Source organism: Cobetia sp. BMC6 (assembly GCF_029991385.1).
Taxonomy (GTDB): Bacteria; Pseudomonadota; Gammaproteobacteria; order Pseudomonadales; family Halomonadaceae; genus Cobetia.
In genome coordinates this window covers 820,314-841,184 of the sequence record NZ_JAKUMF010000001.1, presented here as the reverse complement: position 1 = coordinate 841,184, position 20,871 = coordinate 820,314, and the positions used below count along the sequence as shown (strand labels likewise).

20 protein-coding genes are annotated in these 20,871 nt (G+C 63.3%); 8 read left to right on the top strand and 12 right to left on the bottom strand.

The window, feature by feature from the left end; all coding sequences use genetic code 11:
• Positions 1 to 120: 120 nt before the first annotated feature.
• The 3 genes from MKZ40_RS03635 to MKZ40_RS03625 all read right to left on the bottom strand — a co-directional run bounded on the left by MKZ40_RS03635 (position 121) and on the right by MKZ40_RS03625 (position 3,392).
• On the bottom strand, positions 121 to 537 hold the full coding sequence (locus MKZ40_RS03635; protein ID WP_107336349.1) for a hypothetical protein: 417 nt from the start codon (positions 535 to 537) through the stop codon (positions 121 to 123).
• Between the two features lie 69 nt (positions 538 to 606).
• A complete protein-coding gene (locus MKZ40_RS03630) occupies positions 607 to 1,068 on the bottom strand; it encodes a flavodoxin domain-containing protein (RefSeq protein WP_043334117.1) in 462 nt (153 codons plus the stop codon).
• Positions 1,069 to 1,370: 302 nt separating this feature from the next.
• Positions 1,371 to 3,392, bottom strand: coding sequence for a TonB-dependent receptor (locus MKZ40_RS03625; protein ID WP_175089455.1), 2,022 nt, complete (start codon positions 3,390 to 3,392; stop codon positions 1,371 to 1,373).
• A 718-nt stretch (positions 3,393 to 4,110) separates the two neighbouring features.
• Here MKZ40_RS03625 and MKZ40_RS03620 point away from each other — a divergent pair.
• Together MKZ40_RS03620 and MKZ40_RS03615 are read left to right on the top strand one after the other, a co-directional pair.
• Positions 4,111 to 5,019, top strand: a complete 909-nt coding sequence (locus MKZ40_RS03620; protein WP_175089453.1) for a LysR family transcriptional regulator — start codon at positions 4,111 to 4,113, stop codon at positions 5,017 to 5,019.
• A 148-nt stretch (positions 5,020 to 5,167) separates the two neighbouring features.
• On the top strand, positions 5,168 to 5,599 hold the full coding sequence (locus MKZ40_RS03615; protein ID WP_136938633.1) for a secondary thiamine-phosphate synthase enzyme YjbQ: 432 nt from the start codon (positions 5,168 to 5,170) through the stop codon (positions 5,597 to 5,599).
• A gap of 57 nt (positions 5,600 to 5,656) precedes the next feature.
• Here MKZ40_RS03615 and MKZ40_RS03610 read toward each other — a convergent pair whose 3' ends face one another.
• From MKZ40_RS03610 to MKZ40_RS03600, 3 genes are all read right to left on the bottom strand, one after another.
• A complete protein-coding gene (locus MKZ40_RS03610; RefSeq protein WP_175089451.1) occupies positions 5,657 to 6,130 on the bottom strand; it encodes a phosphate-starvation-inducible PsiE family protein in 474 nt (157 codons plus the stop codon).
• A gap of 103 nt (positions 6,131 to 6,233) precedes the next feature.
• A complete protein-coding gene (gene hda / locus MKZ40_RS03605; protein WP_043334111.1) occupies positions 6,234 to 6,932 on the bottom strand; it encodes a DnaA regulatory inactivator Hda in 699 nt (232 codons plus the stop codon).
• Positions 6,933 to 6,972: 40 nt separating this feature from the next.
• Entirely contained in the window at positions 6,973 to 8,082 is a 1,110-nt protein-coding gene (locus MKZ40_RS03600; protein ID WP_175089449.1) for an AI-2E family transporter, read from the bottom strand.
• A gap of 312 nt (positions 8,083 to 8,394) precedes the next feature.
• Between MKZ40_RS03600 and purM the strand changes: the two genes are divergently transcribed.
• Entirely contained in the window at positions 8,395 to 9,477 is a 1,083-nt protein-coding gene (gene purM / locus MKZ40_RS03595) for a phosphoribosylformylglycinamidine cyclo-ligase (RefSeq protein WP_175089447.1), read from the top strand.
• The gene (purN, locus tag MKZ40_RS03590) at positions 9,474 to 10,250 is read left to right on the top strand and encodes a phosphoribosylglycinamide formyltransferase (RefSeq protein WP_175089446.1); all 777 of its coding nucleotides are present in this window, start codon (positions 9,474 to 9,476) and stop codon (positions 10,248 to 10,250) included. Before purM ends, purN begins: the two co-directional genes overlap by 4 nt.
• Positions 10,251 to 10,400: 150 nt before the next feature.
• Here purN and MKZ40_RS03585 read toward each other — a convergent pair whose 3' ends face one another.
• From MKZ40_RS03585 to MKZ40_RS03570, 4 genes are all read right to left on the bottom strand, one after another.
• Positions 10,401 to 12,392 carry an autotransporter domain-containing protein gene (locus MKZ40_RS03585; RefSeq protein WP_175089444.1) on the bottom strand — a complete coding sequence of 664 codons (1,992 nt, stop codon included), beginning with the start codon at positions 12,390 to 12,392 and terminating at the stop codon, positions 10,401 to 10,403.
• Positions 12,393 to 12,756: 364 nt separating this feature from the next.
• On the bottom strand, positions 12,757 to 13,323 hold the full coding sequence (dcd, locus tag MKZ40_RS03580; RefSeq protein ID WP_043334107.1) for a dCTP deaminase: 567 nt from the start codon (positions 13,321 to 13,323) through the stop codon (positions 12,757 to 12,759).
• Positions 13,324 to 13,448: 125 nt separating this feature from the next.
• Positions 13,449 to 14,285, bottom strand: coding sequence for an iron-sulfur cluster carrier protein ApbC (apbC, locus tag MKZ40_RS03575; RefSeq protein ID WP_282627793.1), 837 nt, complete (start codon positions 14,283 to 14,285; stop codon positions 13,449 to 13,451).
• Positions 14,286 to 14,483: 198 nt separating this feature from the next.
• Entirely contained in the window at positions 14,484 to 15,197 is a 714-nt protein-coding gene (locus MKZ40_RS03570) for an RNA pseudouridine synthase (protein ID WP_175089441.1), read from the bottom strand.
• A gap of 546 nt (positions 15,198 to 15,743) precedes the next feature.
• On the opposite strand from MKZ40_RS03570, the gene MKZ40_RS03565 reads away from it, so the two are divergent.
• The gene (locus tag MKZ40_RS03565) at positions 15,744 to 16,421 is read left to right on the top strand and encodes a cell wall hydrolase (protein WP_175089439.1); all 678 of its coding nucleotides are present in this window, start codon (positions 15,744 to 15,746) and stop codon (positions 16,419 to 16,421) included.
• A gap of 123 nt (positions 16,422 to 16,544) precedes the next feature.
• On the opposite strand, the gene MKZ40_RS03560 is transcribed toward MKZ40_RS03565, so the two are convergent.
• Entirely contained in the window at positions 16,545 to 17,018 is a 474-nt protein-coding gene (locus MKZ40_RS03560; RefSeq protein WP_175089438.1) for a TerB family tellurite resistance protein, read from the bottom strand.
• Positions 17,019 to 17,267: 249 nt separating this feature from the next.
• Here MKZ40_RS03560 and metG point away from each other — a divergent pair, with 249 nt between their 5' ends.
• Positions 17,268 to 19,325, top strand: a complete 2,058-nt coding sequence (gene metG, locus MKZ40_RS03555; RefSeq protein WP_175089436.1) for a methionine--tRNA ligase — start codon at positions 17,268 to 17,270, stop codon at positions 19,323 to 19,325.
• Between the two features lie 120 nt (positions 19,326 to 19,445).
• On the opposite strand, the gene MKZ40_RS03550 is transcribed toward metG, so the two are convergent.
• Positions 19,446 to 19,952 carry a DUF3465 domain-containing protein gene (locus MKZ40_RS03550; protein ID WP_254627067.1) on the bottom strand — a complete coding sequence of 169 codons (507 nt, stop codon included), beginning with the start codon at positions 19,950 to 19,952 and terminating at the stop codon, positions 19,446 to 19,448.
• Between the two features lie 30 nt (positions 19,953 to 19,982).
• On the opposite strand from MKZ40_RS03550, the gene MKZ40_RS03545 reads away from it, so the two are divergent.
• Together MKZ40_RS03545 and rsxA are read left to right on the top strand one after the other, a co-directional pair.
• Positions 19,983 to 20,273: a hypothetical protein gene (locus MKZ40_RS03545; RefSeq protein ID WP_175089434.1), complete on the top strand. Its 291-nt coding sequence runs from the start codon at positions 19,983 to 19,985 to the stop codon at positions 20,271 to 20,273.
• A gap of 16 nt (positions 20,274 to 20,289) precedes the next feature.
• Positions 20,290 to 20,871, top strand: a complete 582-nt coding sequence (gene rsxA / locus MKZ40_RS03540) for an electron transport complex subunit RsxA (protein ID WP_043334102.1) — start codon at positions 20,290 to 20,292, stop codon at positions 20,869 to 20,871.

Genomic DNA, 20,871 nt, shown 5'->3' with positions numbered 1-20,871 from the left:
TCACCTCACAAGTCATCACAAGAACGCCCCGATCATTGCTGATCGGGGCGTTCTTGTTGCCAGGGATGATCTTGCTGACGGTAGGGATGATCTTGCTGACAGCACCGCAAGAATCGAGGCTCAGCCTTCCTCGCCACGACGGCGCTGCATCCACATGCTGATCACGTGCGCCAGCAGGCCCAGCGTCAGACCATCGACCAGCACCTCAAGCGCGCCCTCCTGGGGGCGGTTGAGCATCGGCGCGGCAAAGTTGAAGGCCGCCATCGCCGCCAGCCCCACCACCAGCCAGACCAGCAGACGACGCATCATGGTCGGTACCTTGGCCTTGGCGGTGTCTGACAGCTGGCGATAGATGTAGATCCCCAGTGCGCTGACGGCGACGGCAAAGCCGACGATCAGCATCAGACGCGTATTCTCGCCGCTGATCAGGAAACGCGGAATATTGGCGACCATTACCACCGCCAGACCCGCCAGCACGGAGACGCGCTGCGGCGTCAGGTTGCGGGCACGCGGATGATCAGGATTCAGTTTCGGCATGTGAAGCAGTCTCGATGAAAGAACGGACAACAGAAGAAGCAGGCGGCGGGCCAGCCCACCGCCGCAGGATCAGGCCGTGGCCGGCAGGGTCGGAATCCAGCTCTCGACCCACGGCAGCGCCGCGTCGTCGGCCATGAAGGTTTCCATGGCGTCGATCTCGAGGCGCTCGCCGTGGCGCGTGGCGCCCAGGTCGGCCAGACGCTCATCCAGATGACGCCCCGCGCCACAGTAGGTCTCGCCGTAGGAGCTGTCGCCTAGGGCGATCAGCCCATAACGCAGCCAATCCAGCGCCGGAGACTCGGCAGACAGCGCATTGAGGAAGCCGGTCAGATTGCCCGGCACATCGCCACTGCCGGTGGTGGAGGTGACGAACAGCGCCAGATCAGGACGCGCGTCAGTCAGGTCGGCCAGTGTCGGCTGGTCGAGCACCTCGACCGTGTAGCCGGCCTGCTCGAACAACGGCTGGACCTGCTCGGCCACATCCAGTGAACCGCCATACATCGTGCCGACAAAAATCTTCAGAAGCGCCATGCATCCTTCCTTATTCGAACGATCACCCGCCAGTGGCGGGAACGTGAGTGCAGTGCGAAGAGTCGCGCAGACGCTCTCCGACATTTGGTCGCGATGGTAGCACAGCGCGCCTGCGGGACGCAGGCGGCAGGAGCTGGCATCCCCCTTCTGAGCATCCCGCAAACGAAACAGCGCCACCGTGAAGAACACGATGGCGCTGCGGGGGCCTTGCCAGTGAAGCATCCTGCGTTGCGAGCCTGGATCACGACCGCTGGCGAGAAAACCCTGTCAGGTGCGAACTTGCTGGCGCGAAGCCCTTCTGATCAGAAGCGGTAAGCCACTGACAGACGCACGTCACGCCCCGGGCTGGTGATGGCGCCCGGCATGATGCCGCGTGCGCTGTTGGTTTCCAGATAATAGGTGTTCTGGTCGCTATATTCCTTGTCGAACAGGTTGTAGATACCGGCAGTCAGGGTCAGGTCCTGCATGTCACGCGGCACCCAGCTGGCGTAGACATCGTGCGTGGCGTAACCGGCGCGCTCGCTCTGATCATCCGGCAGGTCAGTGAGGCGCTCGTAGGCGGTCACGGCCCAGCCGATCGTCATCTGCGGGTCAGCGAAGGTGTAGCGGTTGTCCAGGCTCCAGCGATCACCGGTCTGGTTGCCCAGGCCCATGTCGTCGACCACGGTCTCGCCCTGGTTGTCTTCCAGGTCCATGGTCAGGTAGCCCAGCGTCATGTCCCAGCCGCCGATGCCGTAGGTAGCACGCGCCTCGACACCCTTGCTGGTGACGATACCTTCCATGTTGGTGATAGTGGTCACACCGCCCGAACTCTCTTCGGTGATGTAGTTGTCGAAGTGGGTATCGAAGTAGGTGACTTCCAGGCCAGCGCGGTCACGCTGGGTGAGGAGGCCATTGCCCTTCCAGCGCGCGCCGACTTCCGTGCTGCGCGAGGTCTCGGCCTCAAGCCCCGGCTCAACCACCAGGCTCTCGCCGGGACCGACACCACCATCGACCAGGATGGCTTCACGACCCTTGTTGCCGCGTACCGCAGTGGAGTAGCCGGTGAACAGCTCGACACCGCCGCCGACACGCCAGTTGAGGCTCGCGTTCGGGCTGACATCGGTGTCATCCAGCGTCTCGCCATTGGCGTATTCGGTCTTGTAGTCATCGACACGCGCGCCGAAGGACAGGTCCACCGCACCAAGTGTCATGCGGTGCTGGGCGTAGAGCGCGAGGTTGCGCGCCTTCTCGTCGAAGCCGCCGGTGCTGGATTCGTCGTAGACATAATCACTACCCAGCGTCAGACGGTTGTCCATGTCCTCGGGGCCGAAACGGAAGGTGTTGTTCAGATCGCCGCCGTAGCTCTCGACATCGGCGTTCAGCTCGGCGCCGGTGGAAACCGTGGTGCGCTCCAGCTCGGTCTTGGTATGGAAGACGTTGGTGTGCACGTCCACCAGACGCGAGTCCGGATCAAAGTCATAGTTGGCGGTATAGGTGTCACGGCTCAGGTCGGTATCGACCTTGGCATTGTTGAACTCCTGACATTCCATGTTGGGACGCACGCAGTAGATGCCGGTGTCCTCGTTGTGCTCGGCGCTGATGCGCAGGCTGTGCGCGCCCTGATCCAGCAGGCTGAACTTGCCGAAGTAGCTGCGCTGATGGCCGCCGGTGCCCTCTTCTTCATCACCGCCGCCAGTGCGGTAGTCATCGCTGTTGCGTGCGCTGGTCGAGAACAGCAGGCCCGCGTTCGGCGCGACTTCACCGTAGACGGACAGCGTGCCCTTGACGGCGTCGGCCGCGGACTCGGTGCTGCCCTTGACCACGCCACCGAAGGTCTGGCCCGGCTTGAGCAGGTCCTGGGCATCCTTGGTGACGAACTTGATGCTGCCGCCCAGGGCGTTGGGGCCATTGTCGGCGGCGCCCGGTCCGGCCTGAACTTCGGCGCGCTTGAGCAGCTCCGGCTCGATGTTGAAGCTGGAGCTGTGGTGGAACAGATAGCCGTTCTGGCTGGCACCATCGACGCTGATGTTGAGGTTGGTGTCTTCCAGACCGCGCACGTAGATCTTCTCGGACGAGGCGGTGGTGCCGCCGACGGTGACTGACGGCGTATCACGGAACACATCCTTGAGGTCATGCGCCTGATGCAGGGCGATCTCTTCGCTATCGATGACCGCCGTGGCGTTGATGCGATCGTCCTCGATCTGCAGCGTGTCCATCTGCAGCGTCTCTGCATGGGTAGTACTGGCGCACAGCAGCGCAATGGCTGCCACCAGCGGACGCGGAGTGAAAGCAGTGGCGCGGGAAGCGCTGGCTGCCACGCACGGAGTGAGGCGGTCGGTCATGAGCGGAAGGTTCCCAAGAGCAATAATAATAATGATTCTTTTTGCGAACGAGATGATGCACGCGTTTGCACATTTGCGTCATCAACACTCCCTGCAACGCCGCACTGCAATTTCTGCAATCAGGGCGAGTCACTTCTCGCCTCTTGCAGCGCCAGATCGTGCCTCTAACGCCAGAAACGCCCTGATTTGCACACTTTTTCACCCGTGCAGTCACCGGATTCACTTTTTTATCACCTGTCTGTCATCAGATACGGAACCATCGCCAGCCACTGACGTCTTAGCCGACATGGCTCGACAAGTGCCTGTCCCACGCAAATTTCTCGCTTCACGACAGGGTTTCGTCTTGCGGAGATCGGATTTGCGCAATGTGTGCGTCTTTGGATGCAACACTACGGGCAGAGTGATATAGTTAGCGTGCTCAGATTAAGGGCGCTTGCTGTCACGCCGGACAGTGCCCTGTCATGGCCTCGGCCCTGAAGATATCTGCAGCAGATGCAAGACCTGCCGCCGCGCGCTGAGGTGCTCGGCTGGCAGTGGCGGTTGTTGATCGATGAGCGCGTCTTTGCCCGGGGGGAGCCCCCTGCGGCCTTAGGGGCACGGTCATCGACAGGCAATCCGTTGTGCAGCGACTGGCGCTGCAACGGGCCCGTTTGGCCCGTACAAGGTGGGTGTTTCCCTGACGGCACACCCCGACCCTCTGAACAACCGGACCTATTCGATGAGCGATATCGACGCCTATAACACCTTCCTGATGGTCGCGGACCTCGGCAGCCTGTCGCGCGCAGCAGAACGCCTGCGCCTGCCCAAGTCCACCGTCAGCCGTCGCCTCGACGCCCTTGAGGGCCGTTTCGGCACTCGCCTGGTCGAGCGTGGTCATCGTGGCATTCGCCTGTCAGAAGCCGGCGAGACCCTTTACCGTTACGCACGCTCGATGGCCAATCTCGATGATGAAGCGCACCGCGCCATCGAAGACCGCCAGTCAGACCTCACCGGTACCATCCGTATCCACGCCACGCCGTCGCTGGGTCGTCACTTCCTGGGTCACGCGCTGACCAGCTTCCTGTCGGAACATGAAGGCGTCGATATCAAGCTGAAGCTGTGGCACAACGGCCGCGAGATTCTCGAGAATCAGCCGCACCTGGTGATCGGCTTCCCGCATCTGGCGGGCAGCACCCACGTCTTCCGCCCGCTGACCCACTGGCATCAGGCGGCCTACGCGGCCTCTCACGTCGAGAACCCGGAAGAACTGCCGTGGGGCGAGCTGGAACCGCTGGTGTCCGGCACCTCCCTCTCGCGTCACCCGGAAGACCCGCGCCCGAATCACATCCAGTCTGATGACCTCGAAGTCCTCACCGACTACGTGGCCGATGGCCTGATTCGCGCCGTGCTGCCGACCGACTGGGTCAACACCCTCAGCGAGCGCAACGGCCAGTCCTTCAAGCGTCTGGAATGCGACGAGATCCCGCCGGTCGAGATCGGCATGCTGCTGCCGCGTGGCCCGATCCCGACCCGCGTGCGCATGCTCGCCGACTGGCTCGCCCGCGAGATCGGCAAGTCAGAGCCGGAACGCGTCACCGCCAAGGCCGCCCGCCGCACCGTCAGCGAAGCCGCCACCACTGCCGGTTGATTCAAGCATTGCAACGCTGGCTCTCACCCTCGTGGTGACATGAATCAGCGCGGCGCGCAGAAAAAAGGCCAGCCCTCAGGGGCTGGCCTTTTGCGTTCTGGCTTATCATGTTTAGCATGTACTGAATCAATGACAGGCAGGGCTCCTAATGTGGCAACGCGACACCCTCACCCTCTCCGCCCGCAAGCGCGGTTTTCACCTCATCAGTGACGAGGTGGAGCAGGCGTTGGCCGAAATGCCGCCGGTCAGTGTCGGCCTGCTGCATGTGCAGCTGCTGCACACCTCCGCCTCGCTGACCCTCAACGAGAACGCCGACCCCGACGTGCGCCACGACATGGACGCCTTCCTGCGCCGCCTGGTACCCGGCAACCTGCCCTACTTCCGCCACACACTGGAAGGCGATGACGACATGCCTGCCCACGTGCTCGCCAGCCTGCTCGGCACTCAGCTCACGCTACCCGTCGAAGCCCGCCGCGGCGTCAACCGCCTCGCCCTCGGCACCTGGCAAGGCATCTGGCTTGGCGAACACCGCGACCACGGCGGTAGCCGCAGGCTCTGCCTGACGCTGAGTGGAGAATGAAAAAAGGCCGCGAATGATCGCGGCCTTTTTGGTCTTCCGGTGCTACTGAACACGAGTTTATCGCGTCGAGTCCTCGTCCCCTACCGTGCCGCCCATCGGGTCGATGGCTTTGCTAGAGGGGTATTTGTAGGAGGCGAAGCGCACGGCGAGTACCGAGAGGGCGAGGAAGAATATGCCGCCGCAGAGATAGAGCAGGCCGATATCGGGGGCCTTGTGGTGGGAGACATCGCCGATGAGGTAGCGCGTCAGCGCGGTGATGGCGATGTAGAGCAGAAAGCGGATCGGCAGGTGGTTGGTCTTGAAGTAGATACCGACCATCGCGCCGAGTTCGAGATAGATGAACAGCAGCAAGATGTCATCGACGCTGGCCGAGCCCTTGGCGAACATCTCGAAGAAGGCCGATACCGAGGCGATGGCAATCGCGCCGCCGATGGCGAACAGGCCGAGATAGTGAAAGCCTTCGACCAGCAAGTTGCCGATCGAGTTGGCTTGCTTGTGCATGCGCTCCCGATGCTTGTCTAGCCTGTTCATGCCGCGTGTCCTCAGACAGAGATGATGAGAAAGAGACTGCAATATCGGTGCCGCGGTCGTGATGAAGGCAAGATTGGGCCACCGGGCCCGCGCAGGCGCTGCCCTACCAGCCGAGCGTCTGCTTGACGAAGGGAATGGTCAGCTTGCGCTGGGCGGAGAGCGAGGCGTTGTCGAGTTCGCTCATCGCCGCGAACAGGCCCGGCAGGCTACGCGGCCCGCGATGCAGGATGTAGCGGGCGACTTCGTCGGGCAGTGCAAGGCCGTGATCACGGGCACGCAATTTGAGCGCTTCGAGGCGCTGGGCGTCATCCAGCCCCGAGAGATGGAAGGTGACGCCCCAGGAGAGGCGCGAGGCGAGATCCGGCAGGATGACAGGCAGCAGACGCGGCGCGCAGCTGGCACTGACCAGCAGATGCCGCCCGCCGTCACGCAGGCGGTTGTAGAGGTGGAACAGCGCCTCTTCCCAGCGCTGGCGACCGATCACCACATCCAGGTCATCGATGGCGACCAGGTCCATCTCATCCAGCCCTTCGAGCATGTGCGGCGGGAAGTGGCCCAGCTCATTGAGCGGCAGATAGAAGGCACGCTTGCCCTGCTCGCCCGCCAGATGACAGGCCGCCTGCAACAGGTGGCTACGCCCACTCTGCTCGCCGCCCCACAGGTAGACGAAGGGCTCCCCGCCGTCGGCAAGCTGCCCCTTGAGGGCCTCCGCCAGCGAGGTCGAGGTGAAGTGGTAGTTGTCGAAGGTCGCGGCGTCACGTACCCCGACGCCGAGTGCCATCTGTCCCTGAGTCATTGCCATCCGTCATGCTGATTGTTGTTGCCGTGATCTCGTCTCTCGATCACTGGGTATCCTCTGCCGCCGGCGGCGCTGGCTGATCGGCTGCCACCGCGGGGCGAGAATCACGCTGTTGGTCATATAAAGTACTGTTTTTATAGCGATCATGCAGATAACGCAAGAGCACCATGATCACGGCCGCCACCGGCAGGGCCAATAGAATGCCGGTAAAGCCGAACAGCTGGCCGCCCGCCATCACCGCGAAGATGACCGCGACCGGATGCAGGCCGATCTTGTCGCCCAGCAGCAGCGGCTGCAACACCACGCCTTCCAGCAGCTGGCCGAGTGCGAAGACTCCGCCGACCGCCAGCAACGCCCACCACTCGCCGAACTGGAAGAAGGCCACCGTGGCCGCGATCAGGATACCGACGATGACGCCCAGATACGGCACGATGCTGGCAAGCCCCGCCACCAGGCCGATCAACAGCGCGAACTTGAGCCCGATGATCGCCAGGCCGATGGCGTAGACGATGCCCAGACTCAGCATCACCAGCAGCTGCCCGCGCAGGAAGGCGCCCAGCACCTCATCACAGTCATGCGCCAGACGCGTGGCGGTGGGCTCCATATGGCGCGGCAGCAGGCCCTGCAGCTTCTCCTTCATGCGGTCCCAGTCGAGCAGCAGATAGAAGGTGACGACGGGAATCAGCGCCAGATTGCCCAGCCAGATGGCCATCGCCAGCCCGGACTTGGAGACGGTACCCAGCAGCGCGGCGGCGAAGGTGCCGGTCTCTTTCCAGTTGCCCAGCAGCAGCGAGCGGACCTGATCGAAATCGGCACTGAAATCCAGCCCGGTGAACGCCTGGATTTCCGGCAGCACCGTCTCGCGTATCCAGTTGAAGACCACCGGCATGAAGCTGATCAACTGTGCCAGCTGGCGCCCGAGCAGCGGCACCAGAATCAGCATGGCGATCAACAGCACCAGCGAGAGCACGCTGAACACCAGCGTGACCGCGAGATGGCGCGACAGGCCCTTGTCTTCCAGCCAGTCGGCCAGCGGGTCACCCAGATAGGCGAGAATCATGCCGATGAAGAACGGCATCAGAATCGGTTCGAGCATCACCAACAGGCCCAGGAAGGCCACGCCTGCGGCCAGCAACCACCATTTACGCTGCATCTTCACTCCTTGAGACAAGCCGTGGGGCACTCGTGACGGCTGACTGCCGACGGCGCACGCATCACCCATTGTTGCCTGTCGCCGAGTCACCCACAAGACACGCGCCGCTCACGCGTCTGACATTGCCTCTCCCGGCGCCATCCAAGCTGCGACAAGGCCTGCCATGACTGGCGTGGCGGCCTTTTCACATTTTGATGCGGTTTTGTGAATCGGCACAGTGTCAGCCGCGAAGCGCAATGCTACAATGGCCGCCTTTCTTTTCCCGCGATCGATCGTGTCTCACCGCCCAGGCCGCACCGACAGGAACCTCACATGACGCAACGCCCCCAGGACTCCTCGCCCAGCAAGACTTCCTTGAGCTACAAGGATGCAGGTGTCGATATCGATGCAGGCAACGCCCTCGTCGAACGCATCAAGGGTGTCGCCAAGCGCACTCACCGCCCGGAAGTGATAGGTGGTCTGGGTGGCTTCGGCGCCCTGTGCGAACTGCCGGCAGGCTACCGCCAGCCCGTGCTGGTCACCGGCACCGATGGCGTGGGCACCAAGCTGCGCCTGGCCATGGACCTCAACCGTCACGACACCATCGGCATCGATCTGGTCGCCATGTGCGTCAATGACCTGGTGGTCGCCGGTGCCGAGCCGCTGCAGTTCCTCGATTACTACGCCACCGGCAAGCTCGATGTCGACATTGCCGCTGACGTCGTCACCGGTATCGGCGAAGGCTGCCTGCAGTCCGGCTGCGCGCTGGTCGGCGGCGAAACCGCTGAAATGCCGGGCATGTACGAAGGCAGCGACTACGACCTGGCCGGCTTCTGCGTCGGCGTAGTCGAGAAGTCCGAGATCCTCGACGGCAAGAAGGTCGGCGCAGGCGACGTGATTCTGGGTCTGGCCTCCTCCGGCCCGCACTCCAACGGCTACTCGCTGATCCGCAAGATTCTCGAAGTCGCCGATGCCTCCCTGCTGGAGCAGGAAATCGACGGCCAGCCGCTGGCTGACGCCCTGATGGCGCCGACGCGCATCTACGTCAAGCCGCTGCTGTCGCTGCTCAAGGAAAGCGGCCTGTCCGTGCACGCCATGTCTCACATCACCGGTGGCGGCCTGCTCGAGAACATCCCGCGCGTGCTGCCGGAAGACTGCACCGCCGAGATCGACGTCGCCAGCTGGAAGCGCCCAGCCATCTTCGACTGGCTGCAGCAGCAGGGCAACGTCGAAGAACACGAGATGCACCGCGTGCTGAACTGTGGTGTCGGCATGGTCGTGGTCGTCGCTGAATCCGATGCCACCGCCGCACGTGCTCACCTGGAAGCCCAGGGCGAGACCGTCTTCACCCTCGGCACCATCCGTGCCCGCAAGGGGCTGGAAGAGCAGGTCCAGCTGGAGAATCTGTCCGCATGATCGAACCGAATACCAACGCCTCCAACGGTGACACTCTCGGCGGCTTCGGCAACGGTTTCGAGGCAGACGATGCGCCGGTTCGCCCACGCGTCGTGGTACTGATTTCCGGCAGCGGCAGCAATCTGCAGGCGCTGCTGGAAGCGCAGGAACACGACGAGCTGGGCGGCGACGTGGTCGCGGTCATCTCCAACAAGGCCGATGCCTACGGTTTGGTGCGTGCACGTGACGCCGGCGTCGATGCCGTGGTGCTGCCGCATGATGAGTACGAGAACCGCGAGCACTACGATGGCGCCCTGATCAAGGTGATCGAGCGTCATGAACCGGACCTCATCGTGCTGGCCGGCTTCATGCGTATCCTGTCGCCAATCTTCGTGCAGCGCTTCTTCGGCCGACTGATGAACATTCATCCGTCACTACTGCCGGCCTGGCCGGGGCTTGATACCCATCGCAAGGTACTGGAAGCCGGCGAGAAGGAACACGGCGCCAGCGTGCACTTCGTCACCGAGGAGCTCGACGGTGGCCCGGTCGCGATCCAGGCCGTCGCCAACGTGCTGGAAGGCGATGACGAAGCCAGCCTCAAGGAGCGCGTGCACACGCGTGAGCACCTGATCTACCCGATCGCGGTGCGCTGGTTCCTCGAAGGCCGCCTGAAGCTCGACGGAGAAGTGGCCAAGCTCGACGGCCACACCCTGCCGGTGGGCGGTCTGCGCCTTTCCCACGCCGATGTGGAAGAAGAGCTCAGCGATGAACTGCCGGAAGGCGAAGCAGACTGATCAGTGACGCTGCCTTGCTGGCAAGGCTGACTGAGCTGATAGCAAGTTGATAGCGCGCTGACAGCGAGCTGAAAACAGAAGACCCCGCGCCATCTACATGTCGCGGGGTCTTCTTGTTTCTGGGCTTTGCCCCAAGCTGGCGCCTTGTGTCTAGAAGGTGTAGCTGACCCCAACCTCCCCGCGCGCCGTCACCTCATCCCAGGTCTCGATGCCGGCGCCCAGATGCAGCATGGCATTGCGGCCCAGCTGCATGCGCCAGCCGCCGTCGACACGCAGGTAGTTGTCGCTGCCGCGATCGAGGTCCTCGCCGCGGTAGGCATTGGTCGGCAGGCTCGCCAGTCGCACCTCGGCGCTGTCGGCGTCATCATCCAGACGCTTGCCGTAGGCCAGCTCACCGTAGAGGCCGAAACCCTCCGCGATGGCGCGATCGACCATGAAGCCGGCCTCGACACGACGATCGCGCAGCGTCTGATCCGAGACGATCAAGGCGTTGGCGGCAGACCCGGATTCGGTATAGCCATCGATGTCGGACTCGGTGTGGCGGTAGGCCACGAAGGGCGCGTTGTACCACAGCGAATCGGCAGCGGTGAGGCGATAATCGAGACGCGCCTCGGCGCTGAAGCCATCGCCATCGGTCTCACCGGACAGGGTGCGCGATGACTGACCCAGCGCGACATGGCGGTCGAGGTCGTAATCGAAATCGCCGTAGCTGGCGACCGCCTGGGCGCCAAACCTGCCCAACTGCTGACGCGCGAACAGGCTGAACACCTGGCCTTCCAGCTCAAGCTCACTGCCATCATCGACATCGAAGTCCGCAGTGCGCTGACTGACGGCAATGCCGCCCCAGGCCTGTCCGAGCGCGTTGTCCAGCGGCAGCATCACGCCGACACCCGCACCGCGTTGCTCACTGTCAAAGCCCTGCTGGCCGGTGGAAGTCTCGCCATCGCCGGTGCCGCCACTGGCCGAGCCGATGGCGAACACGCGCACGCCCTTGCCCTCGCCATCACCGGAGCGCTGCTTCTGCGCGCCGGGGCGCAATTCATCGGCGAGGCTGCGCTGATTGGCATTGAGCGCCCCCGTGCCCAGCTGCGGTGCCAGCCCCAGTACCGAGGGCGCGGCGAGCATCGCATAGGCGTAGTCGGCCAGAATCTCCTGGCCGGCGGTGGTCGGGTGAACGCCATCATTGAACAGCAGCTTGTCGGGGTCTTCCGCGGCGCCGCCCAGCCCGTAGGGCGTGACGTTGCAGCTGTCCGAGAAGCACACCTGGGTCAGCGGCACGTCGCTGGCGAAGCCGAACTCGGCCGGCGAGGCCAGCACCTCTTCGAGAATGCCGACGGTATCCAGGCGGATGATGTTGACCTCGCCATCCAGCGCCGCCAGTCGCGCGCCCAGCGCATCATTGAAGACGCCTACCAGCGCGGAGGTCCCCGCTGCCTGCGCCGCGCCCGCCGACTGGCCGGCCGGGGTGCTGCCGACATCCGGCAGGTTGGAAACCATGATGGTGGTGGCGCCCGCCGCTGCCAGCGCCTCCACCGCCGCGGCCAGATTGCCGGCAGAGGCGACCGCCGTGGCCGGTGAGGTGATCACGCCCTGCAGGAAGTCATTGCCACCGCCGTTGACGTAATAGAGGGCGTCCGGGTCGGCACTGCCGCCGGTGCTGACCAGATAGCCATCCTCGACCCTGAGCACCGTACCGGCGCCCGGGCTGCCCGCGGGGATGACCACCTCGGAGCCATCCTCGTCGGTCACCGAGGCCAGAATCTGCGCCGTGGTGTAACCGCCCACCGCGTAGTTGGTGCCGTCACTGAAGCCGGCCAGCTGATAGATCACCGAGGTGGAAGGGTCTGCCGCCAGCCCCAGTTCCGTGGCCAGCAACTGGGTCGAGACGCTGCCGTAGGCTGAGTTCTCGTAATCCGGGCCGCTGCGGTTGGTGAAGCGCAGACTGTTGAGGCCACCCAGGGTGGTATCGGGGAACTGGCCGGAGTCGCTCAGGCTGTCGCCGAAGAGATAGAGGTTCGAATAGGCCTGTGCGGGAGTCGCCAGCAAGGTGGTGCTGATGGCGAGAGCGAGACTCGTGAGAGTGAAACGTCGGGCCAGACCGCTGGCCGGAGGGAATACAGCGCGATGTGAACGCGATGGCATGGCGTGCCCCTTGCTTGTGGGAGGAAACCGTCCTGCAGCCACTCTGGGGGTGGCCTGCAGACAAGCATAGGCAATAAAACGAGTGATTGAATCACATGTTTCGTTCAACTTCCGGCTAAGACTCAGCACCTTGCGAGCATGTCACGTTCTCGCTACTGCCATCGGCATATCCCATTCCGCCGTCGTCTCTTTCTTGTCATCGTCCCTTTCTTGCCACCGTCGCCACACGCCACAGGCAAGCACAAAAAAAGCGCCTCCCGCAGGAGGCGCTCTTGACTTGCCACACTCTTGTATTGCCGCACTCTTGGCCTGGGGCGTGCGGGTCACTTGCGTGAACGCAATACCCAGGAATGCAGCAAGGGCATCAGGTACGCGGCAGTGTCACGCCACGCTGGCCCTGATACTTGCCGCCGCGATCCTTGTAGCTGGTCTCGCAGACTTCATCGGACTCGAGGAACAGCATCTGTGCCACGCCTTCGTTGGCGTAGATACGCGCCGGCAGGTTGGTGGTATTGGAGAACTCGAGGGTAACGTGGCCTTCCCACTCCGGCTCCAGCGGCGTCACGTTGACGATGATGCCGCAACGCGCGTAGGTGGACTTGCCCAGGCAGATGGTCAGCACGTTACGCGGAATGCGGAAGTACTCGATGGTACGGGCCAGCGCGAAGGAGTTGGGCGGAATCACGCAGGAGTCGCCCTTCACGTCCACGAAGCTCTTCTCGTCGAAATGCTTGGGATCCACCGTCGCCGAATGGATGTTGGTGAAGACCTTGAACTCATCCGAGCAGCGCACATCGTAGCCGTAGCTGGAGGTGCCGTAGGAAATCACACGGCGCTCATCGTGAAAGCGCACCTGATCGGGCTCAAAGGGTTCGATCATGTCGTGGCTTTCGGCCATGCGACGGATCCACTTGTCGGATTTGATGCTCATCGAGCGTACCTGACTGACTGATGGGGAGAGACGCGTGAGCGCCATGAAACGCGGGCCAGCATGATACCGGCCCGCTGCGTCGCTGGAAACCTCGGCACGCGCGGCTTGCGCGTGCCGCGCCGGGTTCAGCTGAAGCTGATGCTCGGACCTTCGTCCGCGCCGGCGCTTTCCAGTGACTCGGCGACCTGACGCGCGACGGCGCGGAAGCTCGCGGCCACTTCGCCGTCCGGCTCCGCGATCACGCTGGGACGACCGCCATCGGCATTCTCGCGAATGCTCAGGGTCAGCGGCAGCTGGCCCAGCAGACGAGTCTGGTACTCATCGGCAATACGCTCACCGCCGCCCGCGCCGAAGACCGCCTCACTATGGCCACACTGGCTGCAGGTGTGAGTGCTCATGTTCTCGACCACACCCAGCACCGGCACCTTGACCTTGCGGAACATCTCGATGCCCTTCTGGGCGTCCAGCAGTGCGATATCCTGCGGCGTGGTGACGATGACGGCGCCGGAGACCGGCACCTTCTGTGACAGGGTCAGCTGGATGTCACCGGTGCCCGGCGGCATGTCGATCAGCAGCACGTCAAGCTCGCCCCAGGCGGTCTGGTTGAGCAGTTGCTGGAAGGCGCCGGCGACCATCGGGCCACGCCAGACCATCGGGTCCTTCACGTCGACCAGATAGGCCATCGACATGGTCTTGATGCCATGCGCCTCGATGGGGCTGAAGACCTGCTCACCGGCCATTTCCGGGCGCTGACCGGTCGGCACGCCGAACATCTGCGCCTGACTCGGGCCATAGATGTCGGCGTCCAGCAGGCCGACCTTGAGACCTTCCGCCGCCAATGCCAGCGCCAGATTGGCGGTGACGGTGGACTTGCCGACGCCACCCTTGCCGGAAGCGACCGCGACAATGTGCTTGATACCTTCCATACCTTGAAACTCCTGTGACGGCCTGCGCGGCGCGATGAATGTGGCGCGCAGGCGTCTGAACTGTCAGCGAAAAAGCCGTGGAACACGATGGGCACAGTATGCCTGCCACCGCGATACGGGCCAAGCCGATGAACCATGTCCAGATGGACAGTGCCCAGATAGACAATGCCCGGATGAATCAGTGCCGATCAGCCATGACCCGGTCGGTGGACGCCATGCCCTTGAGATCAGGAATCAGAAGCGCACATCGACCGGCAGGAAGCGCCACTCGCCCGGCGCCATGCGGCCGAGCAGAATCGCGCCCAGACGCAGACGACGCACCTCGATGACCTTGAGGCCCTGCCCTTCGACCGCGCCACGGATACCGCCCACCGGCACCCGCTTCATGGCGATGCGCAGGCGGGTGTCGCTCTGCCAGCTGATGCTGACCTTGGGCTTGCGGCCGCGGATGTCAGCGCACAGCGCGAAGCCGATACGCTTGAGGCCTTCGTCATCCAGCGTTCCCTCCACCTCGACGACGTACTCCTGCTCCAGCTGGTCCAGGTCATCGCCCAGCTTGCGGATCACGCCACGGTTCTGTGACCACACGGCGAGACCGGATTCATCCTCGCCGAGCTCGGCCAGCGGCTGCTGGGACAGGAAATGCACCTTGAGCCAATCGGCACCGCTGTTGTCGAGTGCACTGCGCGGCGCGCCGTCACGCAGGGTCAGAGGGTCCGGCAGCGGCGTGCCCGGCGGCTGATACCAGACCAGGGTCATCGGCTCGATGGGTGCCATGCTGGCACCTTCATCGACGGTGACTTCCTCATCGGTGACCTTGAAGAAAGGCGCTTCCACGATCTCGCCCGCGACACGTACCACCCCCTTGGCGATGAGATGCTCGGCCTCACGGCGCGAGATGCCCTGCTGATGGGCCAGAAACTTGGAAAGACGGACGGGTTCGGTCATGGGGACTCTCGAGGCGGCAACGCAGGCAACAGCAAAGCAGCAGCACGCAGAAGCGCAGATAGATAAAAAGAAGTGGAACGCCTGACAGGGTCATCAAGGTCAGCCCGTCATGATAACGGCATGCGCCGAGGATGGCACGGACGAGACGCGCGGAAGATGCTAGGCTGCGTGGCCAGAAATCGGCGCGATACGCTTCGGCAGATCATCTGACGTGCCTCACCAAGTCCCGGGCTGCTCTCCGCCAGTTCATCTGTTCCACTGCGCCTGGTCATGCGCTATCGCCACGCAACCGCGTGATGACGCTTGCGGAACCCTTTGCGCGGCAAAACGTCAGAGTTGCGTTGAAGCTCATCCTGAACCATACAAGGTCAGGGTCAGGCAAACTGATGCGCTTGCGCGTCAACTGTCGCTACCGAGGAAGCCGGTGGCCAACGCTTGAGCCTCCGTCAGTGACACGCAAGCCGAAGGTGTGCGATCACCCCGGATTGACCCTGCGCGCCATCCCGCCTTGCTGCGCTTCCCAGGCCACGTTCACAGGTATCTTGCATGCGTTTATCTCCCACATCGCGCCGCCCGCTGACTCACACTCGGCGCTACGCCATCAGCAGCGCTCGCACGCTTCGTCATCTGGTATTGATCTTCGGTCTGACACTGGCTGCGGGTTGCTCCGCACCACACGCCTCGGACGCGCCTGCCGCACCGACTACCGCGGCCAAGGCAGCCGTCAAGGCCGAACAGCTGGAACGCCTGCTGGTGCAGGGCGAGAGTGATGTGCCCGAGAGCCTGCTGCTCAGCAAGGCCGGCGCCAAGGCGATCGACCCCAACGGCCAGCGACCGGTGGATGACCCGCTGACCTGCCTGGCGCGCGCCGCCTATTGGGAAGCCAAGGGCGAAGGCAGAAGCGGCATGCAGGGTATCGTCAATGTGGTGATCAACCGCGCCGCCGACCCGCGTTTCCCCGATAGCCTGTGCGGCGTGGTCAAGCAGGGTGGCGAAAGCGGCAGCTGCCAGTTCTCCTGGTGGTGTGACGGGCGCTCCGACCGCATTCGCGAACCCGCCGCCTATGCCGAGGCCCGCGACGTGGCCCGCCAGGCACTCAATCATCAGCTGGAAGACGTCACCGACGGCGCCCTCTACTTCCATGCCCGCTACGCCACGCCCTACTGGGCCAAGCGCTTCGTGCGCACCGCGCGCATCGGTCAACACCTGTTCTATCGCAACTGAGCGCGAGCCACTGCTGCTGGATGACCGCTGCAGAGTGCCAGCCGACTCCGCGACCAGATGTCGAAAACACGACGCCCCCGCTGCCATCGGCAACGGGGGCGTCTGCATGAAAGCGGGTGTCGCTTACTTGTCCGGCTGAGCCGCCAGCTTGGTGCGGATGAACTCGCTGTGACTGACATGCAGCAGTCCGGCAAGACGACGGATGCGATGCTCTTCCTGCGGGTCCAGTTCACCATCGGCGTAGGCCAGCTCCCAGAGCATGCCGATCAGCTCGCTGCGCTCCTCAAGGCTCATGTGCTCGTTGAGCTGCTTTACGAAACGGTAGTGGTCCGTGGCCTGCTCGGCGTCCTGCTCGGCCTGGGTCAGCAGGCTGGCAAGTTCCTCATCCCCCAGCGAGAAGCGCTCGGCCAGCTGGCGCGCCAAGGCTTCCCGCTCGCGTACATCGAGATGATCATCGGCGCGCACCACCTCGAACATCAGGATGGCCATGGCGAGTTCCGGGCCGGGCTCCTCGTTGGGGCGGGCGTTGCTGCCGGGCATCATCACCTGGCGGATGAGACGATTGATCTGACCGGCGACGGATAGCTGAGCTGGCATGCTGACCTCCAGGAACGGAAAATGTAATGTCCTTGATTTCTTCATGAGGGCAGCGGCACGCGTTGCAACCTCACAGTTGCGCACGGCTGCGTTGCCGGTGACGCGACGCGCCCTTCGCGCCGCCCGCGCCTTCGCGATATAGTAGCGCCCATTCCGACGGGGCGATGCGTTCGCCCCTTATCACGAGTCATCCCGGCGAGCCGCTGCGCACTGCGCAGCAGGCGCCCTTTACCGTCAAGACGAGGCCTCATGTCAGCGCGCAAGATTCTGGTTACCAGTGCCCTGCCCTATGCCAATGGGTCGATCCACCTGGGTCACCTGCTTGAGTACATCCAGACCGACATCTGGGTACGCTTCCAGAAAAGCCGTGGCCACGAATGCCATTACGTGTGCGCCGATGACGCCCACGGCACTGCCATCATGCTGCGTGCCGAGCAGGAAGGGGTCACCGCCGAGCAGCTGATCCAGCGTGTGAGTGACGAGCATCAGGCCGACTTCGCCAAGTTCGGCATCGGCTTCGACAACTATCACTCCACCCATTCGCCGGAGAACCGCGCCCACAGCGAGCGCATCTACCTGGCGCTGCGCGATGCCGGTCATATCGCCACGCGCGATATCGAGCAGATGTTCGATCCGGTCAAGGGCCTGTTCCTCGCCGACCGCTTCATCAAGGGCACCTGCCCGAAGTGCAAGACCGAAGACCAGTACGGTGACAACTGTGAAGCCTGTGGCGCGGCCTACACCCCGGCCGAGCTGATCGATCCGGTCTCTGCCATCTCCGGCGCCACGCCGGAAATGCGCACCTCCACACACTACTTCTTCAAGCTGCCGAACTTCGCCGAGTTCCTCAAGGAGTGGACCAGGAGCGGCCGCGTGCAGAGCCAGATTTCCAACAAGCTGCAGGAATGGTTCGAGGCGGGTCTGGCCGAGTGGGACATCTCCCGCGATGCGCCCTACTTCGGCTTCGAGATTCCCGACGCGCCGGGCAAGTACTTCTACGTGTGGCTGGACGCGCCGATCGGCTATCTCGCCAGCTTCCAGAACCTGTGCGATAAGCAGGGCATCGACTTCGACAGCTACTGGAAGGCCGATTCCGACGCCGAGGTCTATCACTTCATCGGCAAGGACATCGTCTACTTCCACGCCCTGTTCTGGCCGGCGATGCTGGAAGGTGCCGGCATGCGCACCCCGACCGGCGTCAACTGCCACGGTTTCGTGACCGTCAACGGCGCCAAGATGTCCAAGTCACGCGGCACCTTCATCAAGGCCGACACCTACGCGCAGTACCTCAACCCGGAATACCTGCGCTACTACTTCGCCGCCAAACTGACTTCCGGCGTCGATGATCTCGACCTCAACCTCGAGGACTTCACCGCCCGCGTGAATTCCGACCTGGTCGGCAAGGTGGTCAACATCGCCAGCCGCTGCGCCGGTTTCGTCAAGAAGTTCGGCGGCGGCAAGCTGTCCGCGACCTGCGCCGAGCCGGAGCTGGTCGAACGCTTCATCGCCGCCGGCGAAGGCATCGCGGCGGACTTCGAAGCCCGTGAGTTCGCGCGCGCCATGCGCAAGGTGATGGAGCTGGCCGATGAAGCCAACACCTACATCGCCGACAAGGCACCGTGGGCGATGGCCAAGGAAGACGGCCGCGAGCAGGAAGTGCTCGACGTCTGCTCCGTGGGCATCAACCTGTTCCGCCAGCTGATGGTCTATCTGGCGCCGGTGATTCCGGAGCTGACCGACAAGGCACGCGACTTCCTGAACCTCGAGAGCCTCGACTGGGCCAGCCGTGAAAGCGTGCTGACCGATCATGCGATCAACAAGTTCAAGCCGCTGCTGACCCGCGTCGAGCCGGAGCGCATCGACAAGATGCTCGAAGCCTCGCGCGAAGTGCTGGTCGAGGAACAGAAGATCAAGGACGGCACCGCCAAGGCGGAAGCCGAAGCCGCTGCCGCACCGAGTCCGCTCGACGCCGACCCGATCGCCGAGGAGATCGACTTCGATACCTTCATGAAGACCGACCTGCGCGTGGCGAAGATCGTCAAGGCGGAGCACGTCGAGAAGGCGGCCAAGCTGCTCAAGCTTACGCTGGATATCGGCGGCGAGACGCGCACCGTATTCTCCGGCATCAAGTCCGCCTACGCGCCGGAAGCCCTGGAAGGTCGCCTGACCGTGATGGTTGCCAATCTGGCGCCACGCAAGATGCGTTTCGGCGTGTCCGAGGGCATGGTGCTGGCCGCCGGGGACGACGAAGGCATCTACCTGCTGGAGCCGCACACCGGTGCCAAGCCGGGGCAGCGCGTCACTTGATGCAGTGATGATGCACTGATTCAGCCTCGCTGAAGCCTCTTCCGCACAACGCCCCGCCAGAGACTCTCTGGCGGGGCGTTGTCGTACAAGCATCTGGCTCAGGACTTGGCAGTATCACGATCACTCGTAACGGCGACCCGCGTGCTCCAGCCAGCCATCCACATGGCGGCCACCGGGATCATGGTGCGTCCAGTGGATCACGCCGCCCTTGTCGGTCCACTCGTATTCCCCGTAGAAGCCGATGCGATCACCGACCTGAAGACTGTCGATGCGCGGCGCCAGATCGATGTTGTGCGCCACCAGAATGGTGGTGCCACCCGCGACCCGGATCAGGAACTTCTGGTGACGGCTGCCCTTGAGATCATCCCGGAGCAGACGTATCACCTCCCCCGTGCCACGTACCTGAACATCACTCTGCTGCGCACTGATGGCGCGCGTGAGTCGGCTTTCGTCCGCCGAGGAGGCGCCTTCCCCCTGCGTCGCCTCGGCCTGCGGCGATTGGAAGTCATTCCACAGCTGGGAAAGCGAGAAGTTGCCATTGCCCGTCAGCTGCGAGATGCCCGCCATCGCCACCACCAGGATGATGACCCATAACGGCCGACGGCCGCGTGTTCCTGTCCTGCGCATATCCCGCTCCTTGTGCCACCCCTGGATGACGTGAAAGTCTCTGATCACGTCACAATCAATAAAAGTAATAAAGGAATTCTTCTTTATTACTTCAAGAACCAAGCAAAACGCGAAACAATGGTCGTCTCATGCTGGCAACACTACGCCTTGCTTGCCACGCTACAGACTGTCGGCCAGCAGCATCTTGCGTATAATACCGCCGCGCTCGACGATCCCCTGCCCTGCAGCTTCCTGACAGCTTGCGGCAGCACCAGCCCCGATCGCCTGCGAGCGCCGGTTCACGCATGCCGCGAGCACGGAAGCGCCTTCGAAACACCCTGACCGAGCGACGCCCCTGATGAGTGAATACCTTCTTATCCTGATCAGCACCATCCTGGTCAACAATTTCGTACTGGTGCAGTTCCTCGGCCTGTGCCCCTTCATGGGTGTCTCCAACAAGCTGGAGTCCGCGATGGGCATGTCGCTGGCCACCACCTTCGTGCTCACGCTGTCGTCGATGTGCGCCTACCTGACCTATCACTTCATTCTCGCGCCGCTGGGGCTCGAGTACCTGCGCACCATCGCCTTCATCATGGTGATCGCCGTGGTGGTGCAGTTCACCGAGATGGTAGTCAAGAAGACCAGCCCGCTGCTCTATCAGGTGCTGGGCATCTTTCTGCCGCTGATCACTACCAACTGTGCGGTACTCGGCGTGGCGCTGCTGACCCTGAACCGCAATTCCAGCTTCATGGAAGCCACGCTCTACGGCTTCGGCGCGGCCGTCGGTTTCTCGCTGGTACTGGTATTGTTCGCCGCCATGCGCGAGCGCCTGGCCGTCGCCGATGTGCCGCGCCCCTTCCAGGGCCCGGCCATCGCGATGATCACCGCCAGCCTGATGTCGCTGGCCTTCCTCGGCTTCTCCGGACTGGTGCAGATCTGA